Source organism: Vibrio sp. FE10, from assembly GCF_030297155.1.
In the GTDB taxonomy this organism is placed as follows: Bacteria; Pseudomonadota; Gammaproteobacteria; order Enterobacterales; family Vibrionaceae; genus Vibrio; species Vibrio apostichopi.
On record NZ_AP028068.1, the window covers coordinates 1,988,034 to 2,009,062 of the forward strand.

The 21,029-nt window shown below is 43.3% G+C and carries 15 protein-coding genes; 10 read left to right on the forward strand and 5 right to left on the reverse strand.

The window, feature by feature from the left end; genetic code table 11:
* Positions 1-177: 177 nt before the first annotated feature.
* The 10 genes from QUF19_RS25510 (at position 178) to QUF19_RS25555 (ending at position 14,717) form a co-directional block, all read left to right on the forward strand.
* The gene (locus QUF19_RS25510) at positions 178-540 is read left to right on the forward strand and encodes a hypothetical protein (RefSeq protein ID WP_286301011.1); all 363 of its coding nucleotides are present in this window, start codon (positions 178-180) and stop codon (positions 538-540) included.
* A 3-nt stretch (positions 541-543) separates the two neighbouring features.
* Positions 544-1,893 carry an HlyD family type I secretion periplasmic adaptor subunit gene (locus QUF19_RS25515; protein ID WP_286301013.1) on the forward strand — a complete coding sequence of 450 codons (1,350 nt, stop codon included), beginning with the start codon at positions 544-546 and terminating at the stop codon, positions 1,891-1,893.
* A 3-nt stretch (positions 1,894-1,896) separates the two neighbouring features.
* Positions 1,897-4,128, forward strand: coding sequence for an ATP-binding response regulator (locus QUF19_RS25520; protein WP_286301015.1), 2,232 nt, complete (start codon positions 1,897-1,899; stop codon positions 4,126-4,128).
* Positions 4,103-5,527, forward strand: coding sequence for a TolC family protein (locus tag QUF19_RS25525; protein WP_286301017.1), 1,425 nt, complete (start codon positions 4,103-4,105; stop codon positions 5,525-5,527). The genes QUF19_RS25520 and QUF19_RS25525 overlap by 26 nt, the downstream gene beginning before the upstream one ends.
* Positions 5,517-7,103 carry an ABC transporter transmembrane domain-containing protein gene (locus tag QUF19_RS25530; protein ID WP_055319490.1) on the forward strand — a complete coding sequence of 529 codons (1,587 nt, stop codon included), beginning with the start codon at positions 5,517-5,519 and terminating at the stop codon, positions 7,101-7,103. The genes QUF19_RS25525 and QUF19_RS25530 overlap by 11 nt, the downstream gene beginning before the upstream one ends.
* A complete protein-coding gene (locus QUF19_RS25535; protein WP_286301024.1) occupies positions 7,100-9,238 on the forward strand; it encodes an ATP-binding cassette domain-containing protein in 2,139 nt (712 codons plus the stop codon). The genes QUF19_RS25530 and QUF19_RS25535 overlap by 4 nt, the downstream gene beginning before the upstream one ends.
* Positions 9,239-9,345: 107 nt before the next feature.
* Positions 9,346-9,720, forward strand: a complete 375-nt coding sequence (locus QUF19_RS25540; RefSeq protein WP_286301026.1) for a hypothetical protein — start codon at positions 9,346-9,348, stop codon at positions 9,718-9,720.
* Positions 9,721-9,934: 214 nt separating this feature from the next.
* Positions 9,935-13,162 (forward strand): response regulator, encoded by a 3,228-nt coding sequence (locus QUF19_RS25545; protein WP_286301028.1) that lies wholly within the window; start codon positions 9,935-9,937, stop codon positions 13,160-13,162.
* 9 nt (positions 13,163-13,171) lie between these two features.
* Positions 13,172-13,648, forward strand: coding sequence for a hypothetical protein (locus tag QUF19_RS25550; RefSeq protein WP_286301030.1), 477 nt, complete (start codon positions 13,172-13,174; stop codon positions 13,646-13,648).
* Position 13,649: 1 nt separating this feature from the next.
* On the forward strand, positions 13,650-14,717 hold the full coding sequence (locus tag QUF19_RS25555) for a sulfate ABC transporter permease (RefSeq protein WP_286301032.1): 1,068 nt from the start codon (positions 13,650-13,652) through the stop codon (positions 14,715-14,717).
* 89 nt (positions 14,718-14,806) lie between these two features.
* Here QUF19_RS25555 and QUF19_RS25560 read toward each other — a convergent pair whose 3' ends face one another.
* The 5 genes from QUF19_RS25560 to istA all read right to left on the reverse strand — a co-directional run bounded on the left by QUF19_RS25560 (position 14,807) and on the right by istA (position 20,337).
* The gene (locus tag QUF19_RS25560) at positions 14,807-15,217 is read right to left on the reverse strand and encodes a type 2 periplasmic-binding domain-containing protein (RefSeq protein ID WP_286301034.1); all 411 of its coding nucleotides are present in this window, start codon (positions 15,215-15,217) and stop codon (positions 14,807-14,809) included.
* A gap of 9 nt (positions 15,218-15,226) precedes the next feature.
* Positions 15,227-16,363, reverse strand: a complete 1,137-nt coding sequence (locus tag QUF19_RS25565; protein ID WP_286301036.1) for a hypothetical protein — start codon at positions 16,361-16,363, stop codon at positions 15,227-15,229.
* Between the two features lie 119 nt (positions 16,364-16,482).
* Positions 16,483-17,949 carry a methyl-accepting chemotaxis protein gene (locus tag QUF19_RS25570; protein WP_286301037.1) on the reverse strand — a complete coding sequence of 489 codons (1,467 nt, stop codon included), beginning with the start codon at positions 17,947-17,949 and terminating at the stop codon, positions 16,483-16,485.
* Between the two features lie 122 nt (positions 17,950-18,071).
* A complete protein-coding gene (gene istB, locus QUF19_RS25575) occupies positions 18,072-18,794 on the reverse strand; it encodes an IS21-like element helper ATPase IstB (protein WP_286291966.1) in 723 nt (240 codons plus the stop codon).
* Positions 18,795-18,804: 10 nt separating this feature from the next.
* Positions 18,805-20,337 (reverse strand): IS21 family transposase, encoded by a 1,533-nt coding sequence (gene istA, locus QUF19_RS25580; protein ID WP_286291968.1) that lies wholly within the window; start codon positions 20,335-20,337, stop codon positions 18,805-18,807.
* Between the last annotated feature and the right edge of the window lie 692 nt (positions 20,338-21,029).

A 21,029-nucleotide genomic window follows, 5' to 3' on the forward strand; every position in this document is an offset into this window, starting at 1 on the left:
CGTTGCTACTAGCTAACTGATCGTATTTAGAGGCATTAAAGGACACCATTTTGGAAAACCAAGTTTTTATACAACTTTTTTCATATTTTTGTTTTTATACATAAAGAATCAAAAAAAATTTGAAAACTGCCTTTAAAGATCCTTAGTTATTGTGATTAAAGCAATTAAGGCAGTGGAATGATGATAGACATGACGAATTTGTTGCGTTCAATCGACAACGACCACAAGGGGCTGCAATTGCTGTTAGGAGACTTTTATAAGGACTTTTCGGACGCACCAATGAACATAGAGACACTTCATAAAGGGAATCGTTTTGACGAACTCAACAACTACTCTAAAAAATTGAAGACTATCTTAACGTTGTTATGTGACCAAGACCTGCCGCCAAAAATGGCCAAGCTAGAACATTTGAGCAAACACGAGTTCCCTGCTCCAGAAGCGCTTTTAGAGGATGTAAAAACTGAACTACAAAACGTCAATCGACAAATCAATCACTTGCTGGATATTAAGGAAGTGGTCGATGACAAGTCATCGAGGTAGGTCATGAGTAATAACCAAATAGAGCACCACCTCAGAAAAGCACTCGTTTCTAATAACGAGGCTTCGAAGGTGACGGCAGATGACACCATCGTACTTGCAAGTGCCATGACCAGCGTTCATAAAACCTTGCTCATCATATTCCTACTCGCTTTGGTCGCGATCGCCGTTGCGTCACAGGCGCGCATCGACATTGTCGTTTCTGTGCGTGGTGAGCTGCTGTTGGAATCTGACGTCGAGAAGGTTCAACACTTAGAAGGCGGCATTTTAGAAGAGCTGTTAGTCAGAAAGGGGGAAGTTGTGTATGAAGGTCAACCTATTGCGCGAATCCGCTCACTCGACCGCAACACCCAACTCGATACCGTGAACACCGAAATCATTCAGTTGGAACTCGACAAGATTCGTTATGAAAGCTTGCGCGACATGATCGAACCAAACTTTGCTTCTTACATCGAAAAGTTTCCAGAACAAGTTCAGGTCAATATGAATACGTGGCAACAAGAGTTTTCGAAAAACCGCTCCAACGAAGAGCTCATCACCCACGATATCAAACACAAAAATTCGCTTATTAACTCAATGTTTAAACGTCGTAAAAGTTCAGAGAACCAACTCTCACTCATTCGTAAACAACTCAACATCAAAAACACGCTGTATAAAGAAGAGATGGCGTCCTATGTAGACGTTCTCAATATGAAAGTACAAGAGTCCAATATGGTTCGTGAGATTGAAAACCTTGATGAGTCGGTCATGAACGAACGTTTCCAACTCGACAAACTCGAGAAACAACATCGAGATTTGGTTGAAAACCGTAACTCCGAGTACCAAGCGCAAATCATTCAGGCCAATAAAGATCTCAAACTGAAACGGATCCTTCAACCACAACATTCTGACAAGGTTGATCGCCTGATCGTCTACTCGCCAGTGGATGGTGTGGTCGACAAATTACACTTCAACTTCCGCTCTGCGGTAATACCACCCGGCGAGAGCATCGCTGATATTGCACCAATCAATAACTCCCTACACGGTGAAGCGAAGATCCCGCGTAAAGACATGGGGTTTGTTGAAATTGGCCAAGCGGTGAAAGTAAAAATGGATACCTATAACTTCGCAAAATATGGATTTGTTGAGGGAACCATCGCCTCAATCAGCCGTTCATCCTATGAGGAAGAAGATGCTGAATTCTATTTGGCAGAGATTGAAATTGACCGAAACTTTCTTGAACGAGGAGGCACTCAATACAAGCTATCACCTTATATGGAATTTACCGCAGATGTAAAAACAGGCTCACGTCGCGTGATCGAATACGCAGCGAAACCTGTGATGTCAGCGATCGAAGATGCATTCGATGAGAGGTAATCAATGAGCGGAAAACCTTCTTACAACATTTCCGTACCAGCTCTGCGTCTGAGCATCTTGTTTAGCGTGGTTCTGGCTGCGTTCGCTTTCTATTTATACTTTTCTTGGTCAAAAGTAGATTCGGTTGCGCAAGTGCAAAGCGCCCCACTTCTGATACAAGCCCAAAAGCTCAATCAGACCATAGAATTTGATATTCAAACCTTGCAGCACTGCTTAAAAGCCAACAACTGCAGTACCCGTGACTTTAACCTGTCTACTTTGAAGAATGAGATTGATGAATTCCGCTCTTTAGCCTCTTTGAACAAAACCGAATTCAGTTTGGTTGGTGCGACCGAATACACCCAACTTGAATTAGCTATGAATCGCTTTTCCGACAGCGCTAAAACACGCAATGACATACTCGACTTATACCTATCGCTGACGAACAACTACCTACAGATGGATGACAACTATCGCACCATGTTTAACAACCATGCGAGCGACTTAATGTCAGAGAAAAATGAGTTCTTTGTCTGGTTGTTTATGGTGGTCGTGATATTGGCCGTGATTGCCGTTTTTTCTAACTCAGTTGCCATGTTGAAACTGAAGAAATCCAGCTCTAACGAGCGAGAAATCGACTATGAGTTTGATGCCCTGTATCAAGAGCTAAAGGAACTCGATTTACAAAGACTCGAAGAGCTTCTTAATGAAGTGAGCATCAACCCCAAACAACGCCAAATCTACTCTCACCTCAAGTTGATCTTCAGTAAATTGGAAGACCAAAAGCGCAATAACGACCTCTACAAACAACTATACGCACTGATTGGCTACGAGATACGCGGAATCACCAACACCATCAACGGTGGTGTCCAATATCTGGTTCAAGAAACCGATGAAAACGGCGTATTGATGGCGAAGGATATTACCTCTGCATGTAGTACCTTGTCTGAGTTAGCAGAAAACTATAACCGTTTGATTTCACAGGGTACGGAAAGTAAGTCGAAGGAGTTCTCTCTACTGAACGTGTTGTCTGAATTGATGATTCATATCAGCGCCAAAGTTCAGAGAAACGAAGGTCAACTTGACTGCTTTATCTCTGACAACTTGCCGAACCGTGTGGAGGGCCAATCCACCAGCTTATTCTGGATCTTGTTCCTGCAGCTTTCTAACGCAATCCAGCTTAAATCAAACAAGAAGTTATTCGTGACGATAGAGTCTGGCGCGGCTTCGGATATGGAAAATACGCGTGTCACCATCAATCTCAACTTCCTTTCAACGTTGGATGTCTCTGTAGCTAAGCTCAATAAGCTCCATTGGAGCGATCATAAACACCATACTGCTAACACAGACGACTTAGCGAAAAGCGTATTAAAAGATTACGGGTATTACGAAAGTCACTGGTTCCAATCGGGTACACAAGAACGTTTTCAGATTGAGCTTGATCTTAAGGCGAAGAATTTCCATACAGAGAAAACTCGGTTCGACGGCAAACGTTTACTGCTGTGTGCCAATACTCAAGTTCGTATCGATGTAATGAAGAAAATGCTCAGCAACTTGGGGCTTGATATCACCGAAATTCGCACTGCCAATGAGTTATTTTCGGCGGCAAAAACCTTCGGTGAGTACGATGCCATCATGTTGACCGACACCTTTGAACCCAACAAATTACCGTCACTGAGTAAAACAGTAAAATCTCAACTTAAGAGTCACCCAAATACCAAGCTATTGTTGTCAGTAACCAATACTCAGCATGCACAAGAGTGTCACAGCTTCGTCGATAAGATCATCAACTCCCCTGCGATTCCTTATGAGTTCATCCCTAACTTGCTCACCATTATGGAAGCAGAAGCATCAGAGGAACAGATGGAGAACAGTTCGTTCCTTATCGTAGAAGATGACCGAGTTCAGCAAATCTTACTTAAACGAATTCTGACCAAACAAGAGTATGAACCAGACACGGTTGGCGATGGTGCCGACGCAGTGGAGCACTTCATGAATAAACGTTCTGACATCATCTTCATGGACTGCATCATGCCAGGTATGGGCGGCATAGAAGCGACCAAACGCATTCGCCAGTTTGAACAAGAAAACGAGAAAAACCCTTGCACCATCATAGGTGCAACCGCATTGACCAGCAGTAACGAACACCAGGCTTGTATTGAAGCCGGAATGGATTACGTGATCAGCAAACCTTACAAAAGCGACCAAATCATTAAGGTGATCAACAAGTATGTGGCGGTACAGAAACTTAACTAGCAGCATTATGGCTGCGCTTGTATTCAGCACAACACCTTCAGCATCGGCAACGACCCTGCTTGAGGCAGTAGAACTCGGCCTGCAAAACAGCCTGTCCCTTCGCGCCAGTGATAAAGGTGTGGAAGAGAACGAATACAACATTGGGATCAGCCGCTCTAAATTTCTTCCTTCGCTTAATGGCGCTGCCGATACCACATGGAATGAAAACGAAACCTTGTTATCGAGTGTGCCTGATGAAACCTCAAGCTATAACTCAAATAGCTACAGCCTTTCCCTTTCGCAATCGGTATTCAACCTAGGCGATATTTTCAAATACGGAACGGCAAAGCTCGACTTCAATATCGAAGAGATTAAACACGAGAATAAAATCCAAAGCACCATCTCTGAAATTGGCTCACAGTACTTTGAGTATTTGAAAAACAACGCACAGATAAAAGCGACCAAGGTCGAACTTAAATCGTCTGAGACGCGTGAACATCAGATGCGACGAAACGTAGAGTTAGGCAACACAGCCGCTAGTGAACTGTACGAAGTTATCGCTCAGAAAGAAGGAGTCTCGAATCGATTAAGAACCTTACAGAAAGACCGTAGAGTCATTCTCAACGGGCTATCGATTCAGATTCAATACCCTATCACTCCGTCGCAAGATATATACGAAAGCGTGCCATTAAAAGAGATTAGCGAAAGTGAACAGCGCTCAATCATGGATCAAGCATTAAAGCTCAACAACGACTTGTTAGTGGCGAAAAAAAACGTCGAGAGAAGCCGGAGAAGCTTAAAAGAGAGTGGTACAAACTTCTTACCTACCGTGTCGCTTTCAGCCAGTTATCGTCACGATGACGCCAATAACTACGATAAAACCGACATCACTGCGACAGGCGAAAGTAACTCTACCAGTGTTGGCTTGAATCTAGCCTTGCCTATTTTGTCTGGTGGTTCTGATTATTACGGATATCAAAAATCATCGACAGCGATTGAACGTACCGAGCTGCTTTATCAAGATTCGCTTTACGCCACACGCAACAGCGTGAACACATCTGTGCTCAACATTAATGATTTCTCGCAATCTATCAGCAGTTACGAAAACATCATTCGCGCCAACTACGCCTCGTACAAAGGTATCCAAAGGGCTTACCAATTAGGCACGCGTACGATCACCGATTTATTGGCCGCCGAAAGTAAACTGTTCAGCGCCTTAAGAGACTATGAAAGCGCACGATACGACTACATCATCGAAACCATCAAGCTTGAGCAAGTTAAGGGCGTACTCTCGATTCAGTCAATTCAGAGCATCATGCAATTAATGAGTGATATTGAAGGGCGAAACAATCAAGAACTCGTGCCGAAACACCTTCTCTCAACGGAGTCGTTGAAAACAGGAGGTCGCAATGCAAACTGAGCAATTTTCTCAAAAGATCAATATGGCAGATAAGTGTTATCTGACTTTCTCTACGATAATTTCCACCCTGTTTGGCTTGGTACTGCCCTTCTCTATTCTGATCATTTTTGACCGAGTGTTACCCAACCAAGCACAAGATACGTTGTTCTTATTGTTCGCGATTATCTTGATTTCCATCTTCCTTGACTACCACCTGAAAAATCAGGAAGAGAAGATATCTTCCGTCATCATGAGGCAGTTTGAGACCAACTTAACCAACAAGGTGTTTCAATCCATCTGTTTGGCTGAAATCTCTAAATTCCGCCGTTTAGAACCGGGGGAATACTTAGAACGAATCTCAACCATTCCGGAGTTGAAAACCTTCTTTGGCGGAGAATCGGTTCGAGCCCTTATAAATCTTGCTGTCAGCGTGATAACCATCCTGATTATTGGCCTTATCAACATATGGGCTGGCGTGACGCTTCTGATTGCCTCGCTCATCTTAGCCATTTTCGCTTGGAGCCTTTCTAAACAAAAGATTGGCAGCTTACAAAACAAGTCAGACATAGAAGGCTTAACCACTTCTAAAATTATCGAGATCATCTCTAGCCCGCTGGATATCAAAGCGCGAAATATGGAATACCGCGTTGAAAGCCTGATGACACAAATGGTGGAAGAGCGTGAAGTGGAGAACATCAAATACGAACAGATTGAATCGAACTTCGGCTTGATCTTGGCGCTCATCCAACAGCTTTCCATTGCTTGCGTTGTTGTAGTACTAGCAACCGCCGTTATCAACATGGAATCAAGCCAAGGCATCATGGCCGCGATCATCATGCTGACCAACCGTTACTTCGCGCCCTACCAACAAGTGATGCGTACCGCGAGCCGTTGGGAATTAAACAAACTCCATATACAGCGTATTGCCGAGCTTCTTGAACTGGCAGCGTCTGTTGAACATCAACATGAGACAACGGAAGTAGAACGTATTTCTGTCAAATACTCTGAAAAGCAGCGTATCGAATTCGAACTCGGACAAGCCTATTTACTGACCGGGAAAAGTGGCACAGGCAAGACCCATCTCGCCAATTGTATTACGCGGCAGAACAGCGATAACAAACTGGACATCATGATTAATGACACGCCTCTGGATGACGTGAACTACAACGTTTGGCGTAACAGCGTGCTGATGGTCGATAAGACAAGTTCATTCGTGGAAGGGACCATTATTGATAATCTAACTTGTTTTCGACCAAGCCTGAATAACACGGCTTTCGCCTTATGTGAAACCATGAACATCAAGGCACAGATTGATGGGTTGCCTGCTGGTTTCTATACCGAACTGAAAGGACACATGCGTAATCCATTCTCTCGCCAAGTTGGGTATGCTCTGTTATTAGTCCGTGCCCTGCTCGCCAGTAAACGCGTATTGATATTCGACGACATAGACTGCGTCTTCGATGAAGAATTTGCACGCGTCGTTCTCACTAGCACCGCCTATCGTGCCAATGACAAGATCTTAATCATCGCCAGCAATAAAATGGACAAACTCAACCACCGCCTCAAACGTGTCAAGCTTACGGGAGGTGACCAATGAGTATCCTAGTTGACTTCAACAATGTGCCGCAGCGTGTATTGGATTTTGAATCAAGTGGTTATGATGAACGCTACGGTCAGTCACCGCTGATTCGTGGCTTAGCCTACACCTTGATAGCACTCGAATGGGAAGGCACGCCTTCTATACTCAGTGACGCTTTTATTCCTAAGCCAAAAGACAGCGACAGTTTTACTGCGACCATAGAGCGTCTTGGATACCGCTGTGATGTGACCAAGCTAAAGACTCTCGAGAATATCGATCAGTACCCTCACCCATGCTTTATTGAGATAGAGAACCTTAGCGCCATTTTCTTAGGTACTAAGGATGGAAAGTTACTCCTGTTTGATTACACGAACAACAACACCATTGAATACCCAATGTGTAAAAAGCCCTGTTTGCTGATTTCGATTAGCGAATATTCTCGTCTATTCCGCGAACCACCGCCGGAATCGCAAGACAGAAGCAATTGGATAAAATACGCTTTCTATCGTTACAACAATGAACTTAAAAGCCTGATCATTCTCAGCTTCGTCATCAGTATTCTCGGTGCATTGCAGCCATTCTTTATTATGAGTGTGTATAACTTCGCGCTCACTTCGAGTTCTCAAGCCACACTCTATTGGTTAACCTTATTTGCCATTATTGTTGGCTTCTCGGAGTATTTCTTCAAAAAGATGCGGGTCAACATCATTGCCACGTCCGGTAAAGATCTCGCCGTGCACATCTCGCAAGCCGTAATATCGAAACTTCTCTGGCTACCTTATGCGATGACATCAACCGCTGGGGTTTCGTCGCAGTTGGCTCGTTTGAAAGATATCGATACCTTCCGACGCTTAGTGACCGCAGAATCAACGCTTAGCTATTTTGATATGCCATTTGTGATTGTATTTATCATCGCGATTGCCCTGATGTCGGGTACGGCAGCGCTTGTAGTGATGGGTGGCTTAATCTTGATGTTGGTGTTCTGTGTGTATTCTCGCTATATCTACTCGCAAGCCACATCCAAAAGCTCGCGCGCCAATGCGATGGTCTCGTATCAATGGAATGAAATCCTTCGTGGTATCAAAACTATCCAAGGCCTGCCTTTACTTCGTGTCGTTCAATCTCGATTCAGTGCTTCACATATGCAAAGCACCAGTGATGCCGAGAACGTTGCCGTGACTAACAGTAAGATTCAGGCCGCTGGCGGCAGTTTGATTCAGGTAATTGGTACCGCAAGTATCGTGACCGCAGTAATCGGCGTAATGGAAGGGACTTCTGATGCTGGTGCAATGCTCGCGACAGTGATATTGGTTTGGAAGGCGTTAGGTCCGATCATGGGTATCTACAACTCAATTTCTAAATTCCAGTCGATTAAGGCTTCATCAGCACAGATCAATAACTTAATGTCGATGAATGACGATAAACTGACCTTAGAGAAGAGCCCGCCTATTCGCTTGTTCCAAGGTAGTATTGTTGGCAGTGGTGTCAGTCATCGTTACACAGGAGCAGCAACCGGCTTAACTAACTTGGGGTTCAAAATACCACCCAGTGCAAAAGTGGTCATTTGTGGCCCTACGGGCTGCGGAAAAACCACCTTAATTTCAATCATTGCTGGGCTAGAAGACCGCTATCAAGGCGCAGTTTCTGTCGATGGTTACAACATTAAACAGTTCAATAGCTACCGTTATCGCACCTCAATTAACTACATCCCTTTTAACCTGCATATTTTTGAAGGCTCACTAGAAACCAACTTCATTCTGCATAACGGACTCATTCCAACAGAGAAGATGCAAGAGATGGTGAGCTTCTTCGAACTGGACGAATGGCTACCAGAAGGCTTAGCCACTCAATTGAGTGTCGATAAGTGCAAAGGTCTTCCAAATGGAATTCAGCAAAAACTTCGTTTGGCCCTTGGCTTAGGTAACTGTGAGCAATCTCTGATAATCATTGATGAGCCCTTCAACGGTGCCGAGCAGGAAAACGCGCAATACTTTAACCGTTTGTTCAGCGATAAGTTGCTGAATAAGACAGTCATTTTTTCGACCAATGATCCCGGCTTAATCGCCACATCCAACATGAGTTTGGTTCTAGAGCCAGATGGAAACTTGAAATATTTTGGCTTAACAGACAAATACTTAAACAGTTTGAGCTAAATCATAACGCTTACTCACAATTCGTCATTTCGCGAGATGGATGTAATTGACAAAACCATAAGTGAGAGAGATGATTCGATCCAATACCACAGGTAACAAGGAAACAAATGTACACATTCGTTGCAGACAAGCTTGATGTAGCTTACTTATCCGCAATTCCTGAAAACCATCAACTTCAGGACTGCGATGTTCCTGAAGAGGAGATCGAACTTCGAGAGATCGTTGAGGTTTGGTATGAGTGTGCCTTTCTCCCTGCTTTCAATCTTCAGAAAATCAATATCGAGAACAAAGCTGAGCTAACCGTCGTACAAACCCATGTTTTGAGCAACGATACAAATACGCTCGCTTTCCTACTCAAAAACAGAGTGTACCGCGCTGCATTGAACAGAATGCTCGGTGTTTGGGCGTTAGAACCCTCGGCAAAAACCGTGTTAGAGCAACTCCTATTTGAACTAAGTCTCGATAAAAATCGTCCTCATTAAGTCGACTTTTAAGTCATTCATCAATAAGCATAAAAATCAAACCGACTGACAAACGCTATAAATTGCTAGTGATACAACATATTTCAAAATAAGCTCTGGAATCACAAGAACTTATACCCCTCCCACACTTCCATCAAATTTACAGTTTCAAAGTTTCAAAATCGCAATTTTTATTCTACTGTTTTTATATAAAAACAGTTGGATGGATCCTTATATGGCGATTACGGTCTGGAATAACCTTTCAGTCAAACATAAACTCTTTGGCTTAGTTCTACTTCCCATTTCTTTACTACTCTTCCTTGCAGGCAGGCAGGCGTATTTCTTAACCACTCAATTGACAGATTTCGAGAGAACCAGTCAGTTATCGGTGTATCTCGAAGATATTTCGGTGTTATATCGAAGCTCATTTGCCTCCAATCCAGAAGAGTTTACCCAACAAAGTAATCAAGTCAGCGCAGAATTGAAAACACTCTCCCCAAGTATTTTCCTAGGCGCTTCCAATAGCATTAATCAGCTGGTTTCTGACTTTAACGAAGCCACCCTCTCTACGATGGAAGCAACAGACAGCTACGACAAGTTGGATGCTCTTGAATGGCAAAGTGACTTGTTCAAACAGCTACTCCTAGAAATTGAAAAAGTCCCATTCGAAAACACCAAGCGCGAAATTCAACAACACCTTACCGCGTTACAACAGCTTGAATGGCTGATGTTCTGGTCAAACGAAGAGTTCAAACTGGGCACTTCACTTATCGAAATCTTCCAAAATAGCCAAGAATACGACCCAGAACTTGCAGAGCAAATTGCAACCTTGAGTCAAAGACAGCAACTGTTTTTAGAACGCTTCGTATCTTTGAATGCCAACGAGCATCAAGTGTCTTTAATGGTCGAAGTGTTCAGAAGTGATGTGTTCGCACAAAGCCAAGAAATCAGAAGTGCCCTGCTCGACTTAACGGCTATCAGCCAACTCACTCCGCAAGAGATTTCAGTGGGGCTTGAAGCAATGAGCGCCAGACTTAACTTGCTGCAAAATCTTGGTGGTGTGATCAAACAAGAATTCCAACAAGAAGTTGGACAAGCTATCTCTGATGCTCAAATGCAACGAACGCTATTCATCTCTATCGTTGCCTTGCTTGCGACAATTGTTATGGGATTAACCCTAAGCTTGGCACGACAAGTCACCAACAACCTGAATTTGGTGTTGGCTTTCTTGAAAAGCGAAAATGATGAAACCCGCCCTTCTTTGGACAAACTGATTCAAGGCAAAGATGAACTCAGCTTATTTGCACAGCAAGTAGAACGACTCACCATCGAACGAGAACACGCAAAAGAGAAATTAACCTTAGCCGTAGAAGACGCAGAGAAAGCCAAAGACCACGCAATACAAGCCAGTAAAGCGAAGAGTAGCTTCTTGGCGAACATGTCTCATGAAATTCGAACGCCGTTAAATGGTGTAATTGGTATCTCAGAGATTCTTTCAGACACACCACTAACACCCACTCAAAGAGATTACGTTGATACTATCGAAACCTCTTCTCAACTGCTTCTGAGCTTGATAAACGACATACTAGACTTCTCTAAGATCGAATCAGGGATGCTATTGATCAATCCTCATTCCGCTTCCATTCGAGAGTCTATCTACGACATCGCTTCAATCGTCGCACCCAAAGCGAAAGAGCAAAAAATCACAATTAACGTCGACATTAGCTCAGACACTCCAGCAAGAGTGATGATCGATGACCACCGATTAAGACAGATCTTGATGAACTTCATGTCCAACGCCGTGAAGTTTACCGCTGAAGGTGGTGTGACCTTAACTATCAAGACCCTCAACAGAACAGAGAATAACGTTACCATTCGATTTGCCGTTCAAGACAGCGGTATTGGTATTGATAAACAGCAACAGAAACAGATATTCGAACCTTTCGCTCAAGAAGATGATTCAACAACAAGACAGTTCGGTGGTACCGGATTGGGCTTAGCGATCAGTACTCAATTAGTCGAATTAATGGGCGGTCAGATTCAATTGGACTCAGTCAAAGGTGAAGGCAGTTGTTTCTATTTCGAACTCGATTTACCTATTGACTTAAACGTGCCAAAACCAAGCCAGGCGACTGCCGATATCTACATCCTTGGCGGAGACAACGAGTTATCACAACGCATTGAAGGAGACCTCAACTTCTATGGCTTGCAAGTCGCGCAAATAACCAATGATGCCTCGGTCATTACTGATAAGTTTGCAACACAGCCACACAGTAAACCGATCACCGTCATTTTTGCCGAAGATAGTGCTTTCCATGCAAGCGACTACACGAATGATTTAAATCGTTTACATGATAACGGCATTACGATTTGTCTAATTCGCTCATTCCTAAGTGACCCAGCAGACATAGGTAATTGTATTACCGCACAAGTCTCACAGCCACTTCTGGGTTCACGTTTAATCAAAGCGGTAGAGTTGTGTGACACTCAAGGTTTAGCCGAGCTATCGGAAAGCAAACAAGAAGCTGCGCCGACCCAACAAAAAATCCTGATTGTTGAAGACAACAAGATCAATCAGAAAATAGCTGGCCTACACGTTGGTAAAAGTGGGTTTGAGTTTGAATTTGCGAATAACGGTCAAGAAGCTGTCGACATGTTCAGCGCCAACCCACACTACGCAGCAATCTTGATGGATTGCATGATGCCTGTGATGGATGGCTTTGCCGCAACAGAGAACATCAGGCGTGTAGAAAAAGAGACCAAATCCACGCGCCGTATCCCTATCATCGCCCTCACAGCCAGTGTGATTGACGATGATATCCAGAAATGTTTTGACGTCGGTATGGATGATTACGTTCCAAAGCCGTTCAAATTTGAAATGTTGAAAGAGAAAGTGCTAGCCGCGGTTGAAGCAATGCCATTACCCGCAACTGACAGTGGGTCACCTGCCCCAACCACATCAACGGTTACCCCAATTCACACCGCAAACTCCAGTTCGACTACGAAGACTGGCACTTCAAATACGCCTACAGCCAACGTTAAACAAACGCTACCGGAAGCACCCGAGCAAAATACAGTGCCGAGTAAATCAGAAAGGATCCTTCTCGTTGAAGACAACAGAGTAAACCAAAAAGTCGCTTCGGTCATGTTAACTAAAGGAGGCTATGCCTTTGAGATTGCGGATAACGGACAAATCGCTGTGGATATGTACCAAAACGACAGCAGCTTCGACATCATTTTAATGGACTGCATGATGCCCGTGATGGATGGTTTCACGGCGACCAGGGAGATAAGAGAACACGAGAAAAACTTAGGCTTAAATAAAACTCCGATCATCGCGTTAACCGCCAGCGTTATCGACGACGACATTCAAAGGTGCTTCGATTCCGGCATGGATGGGTATGTGGCGAAGCCCGTTAGAAAAGAAAAACTCTTCCATCAAATTGAAAGTGCGACCTGCTAGGAGAAACCAATGGATTGGCTCAGAACAATAAAAACTGCCCAACGCAGTAGTGTCATACCAGCAGTGATCGGACTGCTCGGGAGCTTACTACTCTTTAACCCTGCTTATGCTGCTGAGGAGTACGCAATATTCTCTTTAGATTCTGGATTTGAAGCGATATCGATAAACAAAGCGAGAAAATTATACAGAGGGAAAACCAAACGCCTCAATGGCAAGCGTGTAGAACTGTCTGATTGGCCTGAAAACAGCGCTGAACGAGAGAGCTTTTATCAGCTTTTACTGGGGAAAAACGCCGCTCAAATGAATGCACACTGGGCTGGACTGTCTTTCTCAGGGAAAGCACGTTATCCACGGGAGATCAAAGCTGCCTCAACAGACAGTTTGGTTGACTGGCTTGATGACAAGCCCAACCGTATCGGCTACTCCCCACTCTCTTCAGTTCCTGAAAATGCCAACGTTCTCTACGTTATAAGCTCGGAGAAATAACATGAAAAAAATAATTACGTCAGTGCTATGTGCTTCATTCGCCTCTCCAGCCTTCGCCATCATTGAGCTTACCGATAATTTATCCTTAAGCGGTTTTGGTTCAACGTCTTGGGCAACGTCAGATAACGACAACCCATTAATTATTAACCGCGGCTTTACCGATGAGAACTGCTACGACTGTGATACCACATTTGGTGTTCAACTCGACTACTTCTACAACTCATTTAAAGCATCGGTACAAGTTGTTAAAGCGCCACAGTTTGATTGGAGTGACCCACAGCTTGAATGGGCTTACCTTGGCTATGAGTTCAATGACTTTGATGTCAGTATCGGTCGATTGAGACTGCCACTGTTTCTTGCTTCTGAATACTACTATGTCGGCCAAGCCTACATGACCGCTAGGCCACCTACAGAGGTGTATAACGCTGTACTGGGTATTACTGCTTTCAATGGTATTAAAGTGAGTTGGACTCACGATGTTAGTGACGAAGCGACGCTATTGCTTACTCCATTCTTAGGTATCAAAGACAACAATGAAGTCGACTTCAATTCGAGTACAGAACTGGAATTTGAAACCAATCGAATGTTCGGGGCTAACCTCCAGTTAAGCGGAGAAAATTATCGTTGGAACTTATCCTTCTTAGATTCAAACTTTGATCAGACGGTTAAGATTAAGAACGTTGGATCTCTTCCAAAACAAGACAACCAACACATTCAACTTTGGTCATTAGGTGCTGAATACGAATTTGGTCAAGCAATACTGGCCAGTGAAGGACAAACAAGTGACTTCTCGTCATCAATGTACGCGAGTTTAGGCTATCGACTCAATACGTTTACTCCGTACGTCGTTTACGGTGCAGAGTTTGATTCACACGAACACCTAACAGGAAACAGCTACCTAATCGGCGTGGACTATGATGTGTTACCGAACGTTTCCATCAATGGTGAAGTGCAATACTTTGAAGCTCGTAAAACAAACGGTGCCTTTGTAGAAGATTTTAACGCACGGACAGGCTTTGATGATAAAGATGCCGTGCTATACACCATCATGTTGAGTTTCGTTTTCTAACCTAGAATTGAACAATCGTCATGAAAAAAACAAAGCCCAAGATAGTCACTCTACCTTGGGCTTTTTTATGATAGACAAGTAACAGCCGATTAGTACTTAAATAAAACCTTCACATCACCTGTCACTGACGCTTCATCAACATATCCAATAGCGTTAGTTTTAGACGCTACAGTTGTAATTGCTGCATTATAGTCAGATACCTGAATAGGAGCCTCAGCTTTACCTGTAAAGACGAGTCGTGACCAAGCTGATTGAAGCTGTGATTCACTGCGCCCTGTCGCTACCTCGTGAAAGGCTAGTCGCCCTTCAGAACCATCAGCCAGTTCGACTATTTGGGCTTTCGTACCATTTGATAGCTTGCTCTTTTTACCCATAAAGAGTTTTTTAACATCAGATTTTGATAATGAATCAACACCTGCATTGTTACCAATAACGACCATTCCAGCAGAAGCATTAAATGAAAGAACCGCTATGGTTATTGCTGTCAGTAAACTTTTCATGTTGCCTCCTTAAAATACGAAATCAAGACGTGCTGAATAAACAATAGAACTGTCTTCAAGGTAGTTACCGGTCGCAACATATGGATTTGCAGTTGTTTCAACATTGCTTTGGAAACCGCCACTTGTGTCGCGGTAATCTACGTAGGTAACATCCGCTTTTAAAGACATGTTCTTAGCGAAATCCCAGCGGCTACCAACAGAGTAAGAAAGACGTTCATAATTCATTGACTCCTTCACAGCCGTGCTCATCATGTTCTCACGTTCTTCGTTATCTGTTGTTTCAACCCAACTTACAGAAACATAAGGCGTAAATTCAGTAATACGGTAACCAACCAAGCCAGATACCGATTGATAATCATAAAATTGACCTTCTAATTGAACGTCAGCGGCTTCTACATTAACCAGTAAGTCACCGTTGTCATATTGAGCACCAAAAGAGATAAACTGGCCATCTTGGCTATCTAAAATCGCGCCTAGTTGACAGTACGGATCTTGCGAACTTTGAAAGTCGCAAGATGGGTTAGATTCGGCAACGAAATATGAACCACGGAAGGTAAAGTCATCTACATTCCAGTTGGCGCTAATACCAAACAACTTATCCAGTTTAACTTCACCAACAATTGAGTCGTCTTCATCAATAGTACCAATACCGACCACAGGCTGAAGAAGAATACTTGAATCTTCAAGCTCAATCGGAATCAATAAATCAGCCCCCGTATAGCCCTTTAAAACAATGTTTTCATACAATTCTTGAGAAGGTCTGATCATAGGATATGCATAACCAAGATCTGTGTAGTCTGAATAGAAGAACAGAGGTAGACGCAGTTTACCCGCACGGGCAGTAAATGAATCAAAATCATAAGAGGCGTAAGCCATTTCAATTTTTGGCTCATAGTCATAGCGGCTATTTGCAACAATTTGCGTCACGAACTTCGCTCGCTCGTTAACTTGGAAATCGAACTGCAAGCCCGCTAATGTTTCTTGTTCCCAATCCAATTTTTCGTCCGTATAGCCGGCATAACCGATTGCGTTATCTGATTTACCGATACCTACAGATCCAAACCCGCTAATACGAAGATTATCCATATTTGCAGCATTTGCTCCAAACGCCATACTTACTAGGGCAGCAACCACTGTCTTCTTCATAACTAACTCCAATTTGTTATGTTATTTTCTTGTTTTTATGTAATGAACCCAGATCTTGGGCATGCTCCCGCCCTCCTTTAGACATAGTCTGAAAGAGAGAAGGAATAATTCGTGAGGGCTTAACTAACCTTAAAGTGGCCAGTTAATGTTGATATGTTACGAGTGACTTCCTGAATGTCATGAGCAACTGCGTCGACTTGTTGAACGCTGTTGCTTGTACCTTCTGCCATTTTTCTAATTTCTTCGACAAAAGTTTCTATACGAGTTGAAGTTTGTTCCTGCTCTTCAGTTGCAGCGGCAATACTTTCGTTTCGCTGACTGATTTCAGTTATCTCGGAAGTGATTTTTTGTAGCGAGTTTTCAGCAACCAGTGACTTTTCAACGCAGGTTTCAGCTTTCATCACGCTATCCGAAATGATCGTAGAGGCTGTTTTAGCTTGCTCTTGTAACTGCAAAAGTACAGATTGGATTTCTTGTGTCGACGTTTGTGTTCTTGATGCTAACGTTCTAACTTCATCAGCAACAACAGCAAAACCACGACCTTGCTCACCAGCACGTGCCGCTTCGATTGCAGCATTTAGTGCCAGTAGATTTGTTTGCTCAGCAATAGCGCTTATCGCCTCTAAGATAGATCCGGCACTTTGAGTCTTGTCATTCAACTGCTTAACCACTTGTGAAGCATTGCCTACATCTTGCGTCAGTTCTTGCACGGCTAAAATGGTACTTTTAACCTGCTGCTCTCCTAGTGTCGCCTGCTCACTGGCACTCGAAGCAGAAGTCGAAGCATCATTCGCGTTCGTTGCGATCTCTCTGGCAGCAACAAACAACTGATTTAATGAACTAGATACTTCTTCAATAGAAAGATGTTGTTTGGTCGAAAGTTCGTTAGTGACCTGACTAGAGCTCACTAAAGCGCTAGAAATAGTGTCCAATTGAGTGACGTTCTCGATTGTATGCGTCACGTTTTGTTGTAGATGAGAAACAAAGCTATTGAATGATTCAACTAGAGGTTTTAGTTCGTCGTTTTTCTCGTGTTGTAAGCGAACCGTTAAATCACCATCCCCTTCCGCAATATCGCGCATTTTGTCACTGATGTTTGCTAAATCTAGCCGTATACCTTTTACAACAAACCATCCAAAGATACACATAGCAAGCATGGCTAATGCACCTGAAATACTCATGATCTGGTTAGCTGTTTTGTTATTCGATTCTAACTCTTGCACTGCGTTCTCAAACTCTGACTGACGAGCCGACGAAAACTCACTCATCCCCGTTGTAAGTTCGTCTAAGATTGCAGTGCTTTGCTTCGCGAGACGACCCGCCTCACTAAGGCTAATCTCTTCGTCGATCATGCCTTGCGCGATACGATAAGCCAGATCGAAATATTGATTGGTTTGATTTTGCAAAAGTGCGGATGAACCCTGTAAAGATGGGTTCAATGAAATTTGAATATTGAAGTTGCTTTGGATCGCAGCAAGAGTTTGCTTATTCATCTCCAAAATCTCTTCATCACCGAGAGTCACTGCTAAATTAAAACGCTCTGCTAATTGAGAGATTAAAACACTATTCAACGAAGCAGAATTCATGACAGGATAAGTCACTTGGTCAATTGCGTATTTCGGCTGATGTGACCCCTAGTTTCGTTTTTAATCGACCACCTTTTTAAGCCTCTCTTTTCTCTTCCTTAGTTTTACTCCAAGTGGTCGATTTAAGCCAGTTTTCTCATTGATTCCCCTCGTAACTCGATTCTATGACTTTGATGAACCAACCTATCTAAGATCGCATCAGCGATCGTCGAGTTGTCGATCATCTCGTGCCATTCTTTTACAGGTAGTTGGCTGATAATGATTGTACTGCACTCTTGGTATCTATCTTCTAGCACTTCGAGAAGATTACTTGCATGCTCTTGGCTGAGTTTTTCCATTCCCCAGTCATCGATAACCAACAGTTTTTTCTTAGACAAGCTCAGTAGCAGCTTTTGATAGCTGCCATCAAGGCGGCTACTACTCAGGTCATCAAGTAAACGATTTAGGCGATAATAACGACTTGGGCAGTGTTGCTCACACGCCTGCTCGGCGAGCGCACAAGCAACATAGGTTTTACCTGCACCTGTTGCACCTGTAATCAGGACATTCTGTCGCTTTTGTAAATAAGTGCCTGATAATAACTCTCCCATCATTGCTCTTTTTAAGCCTCGTTCTGGGCGGTAGTCCAGTTGATTACCGCTAGCGCTTAGGCGCAGCTTGGCTTGCCGTTTAAGTCGTTGGATTTTGGTTTGATCTCGGTTCACTATCTCATGATCAAGGATGAGTCCTAACCTTTCTTCAAAGCCAAGTTCAGCATAGGTCGCGGGGTGTATCCTTTGCTGTTCCAGTGCATCAGAAGCATGACTTAGGCGTAGTGATTTTAACTGTTGGATTATTGCGTCCATATTGTTTCTCCTAGTGGTAGTAGTTGGAACCACGAACATTAGTGTGTTTAAGGTTTGGGGTATCAGTGGAAGGCTGAGAGAGAGTGCCTTCTCGATGGTTCTTCAATAAGTTTTTGACGAAGCCAAGGTATGGCTTCTCTGTCACTAAGGCATCTCGGCAAGCTTGTTCTAACCGTGCGTCTGAGTGCTTTTTGGCAAGACTTAGTAACCCAAAGCAACTTCTAAAGGCCAATGCTTCATGCTCTGGGCGTTTGAGCAACATCTGAGTCAGTTCACCTGTGGCTGGCCCAATAGATTTTCCCCAACGGATAAAACGCTCGGGTGTCCATGATTGGTATTGATGGTTGCTTGGCATATGCTCGTAAACGGTAGAGAGACCATATTCTTTTTGGCTTGTGCAGTGGTGAGCAACAATGCTCCCTTTGTGGTAGATACGTATTATTTGATGCGTTGCTTCAAGCTCAACTTGTTGCCCAACAAGTTGGTGCGGCACAGAGTAGAAGTGCTTTTTATATTGAATGTGATAATCAGGGGAGACGGTTGCTCGTTTAGTTTCGATATACACATATGGTTGCGATGGCAGTGGTTTTAACGCTGGACGGTCAACTTTGTTGAACAAGTCATGTCGATTGACACCAAGCTGTTTCATCTCTCGTTGGTTTAAGTCATGCATCAGCTTTCGGATAGCCAGGTTCAGCTCAGCCATTGTATAGAACACTTGGTGGCGAAGGCGCATCATTATCCAGCGCTCTACGATGAGAACTGCGTTCTCAGCTTTGGCTTTATCTTTAGGCTTGTAGGGCCTGGCTGGCATCACAGCAACGCCGTAATGTTGTGCCAGTTTTCGGTAGCTCTCATTGAGGATAGGGCTATGACAGTCTGCTTTCGTTACAGCAGATTTCAGATTATCAGGTACAAGTAGATTCGGAGCACCACCAAAGTGATTAAAGGTATTCACATGAGCCATGAGGAAGTGTTCAAGCCCTTGGCTCTCACTCGCCTCGACATAGGTGTAATTTGACGCTCCTAAAGTGGCGACAAATACCTGAGCATGTCGGCATTCTCCTGTATCTGGATTCACAACAGGGATCGTTGGGCCACAGTAGTCAATGAAGAGCTTGTCACCAGCATGGTGAAGTTGGCGCATACTGCGTTTTTGTGTCTTTAGCCAACGTCTATACAGTTCGCAGAACTGTGTATAGCCATAGGCTTTGTCTTGATGCTGATGACAATACTCTTCCCAAAGCAAAGCTTTAGTCATCCCTTTACGCTTCAATTCTAAGTAGCAGAGAGTGAAATCAGGCATCACTTTATGCTGAGAAGATGAGCGACCATCAAACAAAGCTTGGGTGACTTGATTTTCATGATGAGTCTCTTCCAGTGGCCACGTGAGGCCACTGGATTTAAATCGGGATAGATGCTGGGATACAGTGGAATGAGCAATATTGAGGCAAGCGGCGATCTGTCGATTAGAAAGATTGCACTCGTATCGGAGGCGTAAGATTTCCTTAATTTTATTCATTGGCATTCTCTTTTTCGGCATGATTTATCCTTAGTGCTCTCAACATGAAAGACTCAGGTTAAACCTATTGATTTAAAAGAGAAAAGAGGTTTATTTCGGTAAATCGACCATCGATTTCGGAAACACACCGAAAAGTGGATGATTAAAACCGAAATGAGTGGTTGGTTAAAAACGGATTTGGTGGTCGATTAAAACCGAAATAGGCGGTCGGCTAGCTCCGAAATATGCAGTCAATTCGATTAACCTGCTTTGTATTGTTAGTTAATGTATCCCCTCCAACAAATAGAATACTAATAAACCCGACTAACGAAACTAAACATAACGCTAGAATTCTATTCTTGATCGATAGTGTAAACATAAGCTTTCCTTGCTAAACAGTATGATAAACTGCACTAATTATTCGAACAATAACAGATCTGACCAGTATATCAATCTGTTACGCCAAAAATAGTGACAGAAATGTTAATATTATTTATAAACTGTTATATCAGAAAAATAACCATATAAATCAACATGTATAAATAACCATTTTATTAAAAGCCCCTAGTCATCAAAATATCGGCCCTCTATTTAAAATATAGTTCTGCGGTTTTTGTCCTCATTTTTATTATTTAAGAGCAGACCTATCGTCACGCTTAAATCGATATAAAGAAGCCAAACCCCTGCTTACATTCAACTTGGTAATAAATTAACGTCGCAGAGTGATCTACAAT

Bases quoted from the DNA above. Each gene is read 5' to 3' on its own strand.
- QUF19_RS25550 (WP_286301030.1), top strand. From the start codon at position 13,172: ATGGATTGGCTCAGAACAATAAAAACTGCCCAACGCAGTAGTGTCATA.
- QUF19_RS25560 (WP_286301034.1), bottom strand. From the start codon at position 15,217: ATGAAAAGTTTACTGACAGCAATAACCATAGCGGTTCTTTCATTTAAT.
- QUF19_RS25530 (WP_055319490.1), top strand. From the start codon at position 5,517: ATGCAAACTGAGCAATTTTCTCAAAAGATCAATATGGCAGATAAGTGT.
- QUF19_RS25510 (WP_286301011.1), top strand. From the start codon at position 178: ATGATGATAGACATGACGAATTTGTTGCGTTCAATCGACAACGACCAC.
- QUF19_RS25555 (WP_286301032.1), top strand. From the start codon at position 13,650: ATGAAAAAAATAATTACGTCAGTGCTATGTGCTTCATTCGCCTCTCCA.
- QUF19_RS25515 (WP_286301013.1), top strand. From the start codon at position 544: ATGAGTAATAACCAAATAGAGCACCACCTCAGAAAAGCACTCGTTTCT.
- QUF19_RS25525 (WP_286301017.1), top strand. From the start codon at position 4,103: ATGTGGCGGTACAGAAACTTAACTAGCAGCATTATGGCTGCGCTTGTA.
- QUF19_RS25570 (WP_286301037.1), bottom strand. From the start codon at position 17,949: ATGAATTCTGCTTCGTTGAATAGTGTTTTAATCTCTCAATTAGCAGAG.
- QUF19_RS25535 (WP_286301024.1), top strand. From the start codon at position 7,100: ATGAGTATCCTAGTTGACTTCAACAATGTGCCGCAGCGTGTATTGGAT.
- QUF19_RS25520 (WP_286301015.1), top strand. From the start codon at position 1,897: ATGAGCGGAAAACCTTCTTACAACATTTCCGTACCAGCTCTGCGTCTG.
- istA (WP_286291968.1), bottom strand. From the start codon at position 20,337: ATGCCGAAAAAGAGAATGCCAATGAATAAAATTAAGGAAATCTTACGC.
- QUF19_RS25540 (WP_286301026.1), top strand. From the start codon at position 9,346: ATGTACACATTCGTTGCAGACAAGCTTGATGTAGCTTACTTATCCGCA.
- istB (WP_286291966.1), bottom strand. From the start codon at position 18,794: ATGGACGCAATAATCCAACAGTTAAAATCACTACGCCTAAGTCATGCT.
- QUF19_RS25545 (WP_286301028.1), top strand. From the start codon at position 9,935: ATGGCGATTACGGTCTGGAATAACCTTTCAGTCAAACATAAACTCTTT.
- QUF19_RS25565 (WP_286301036.1), bottom strand. From the start codon at position 16,363: ATGAAGAAGACAGTGGTTGCTGCCCTAGTAAGTATGGCGTTTGGAGCA.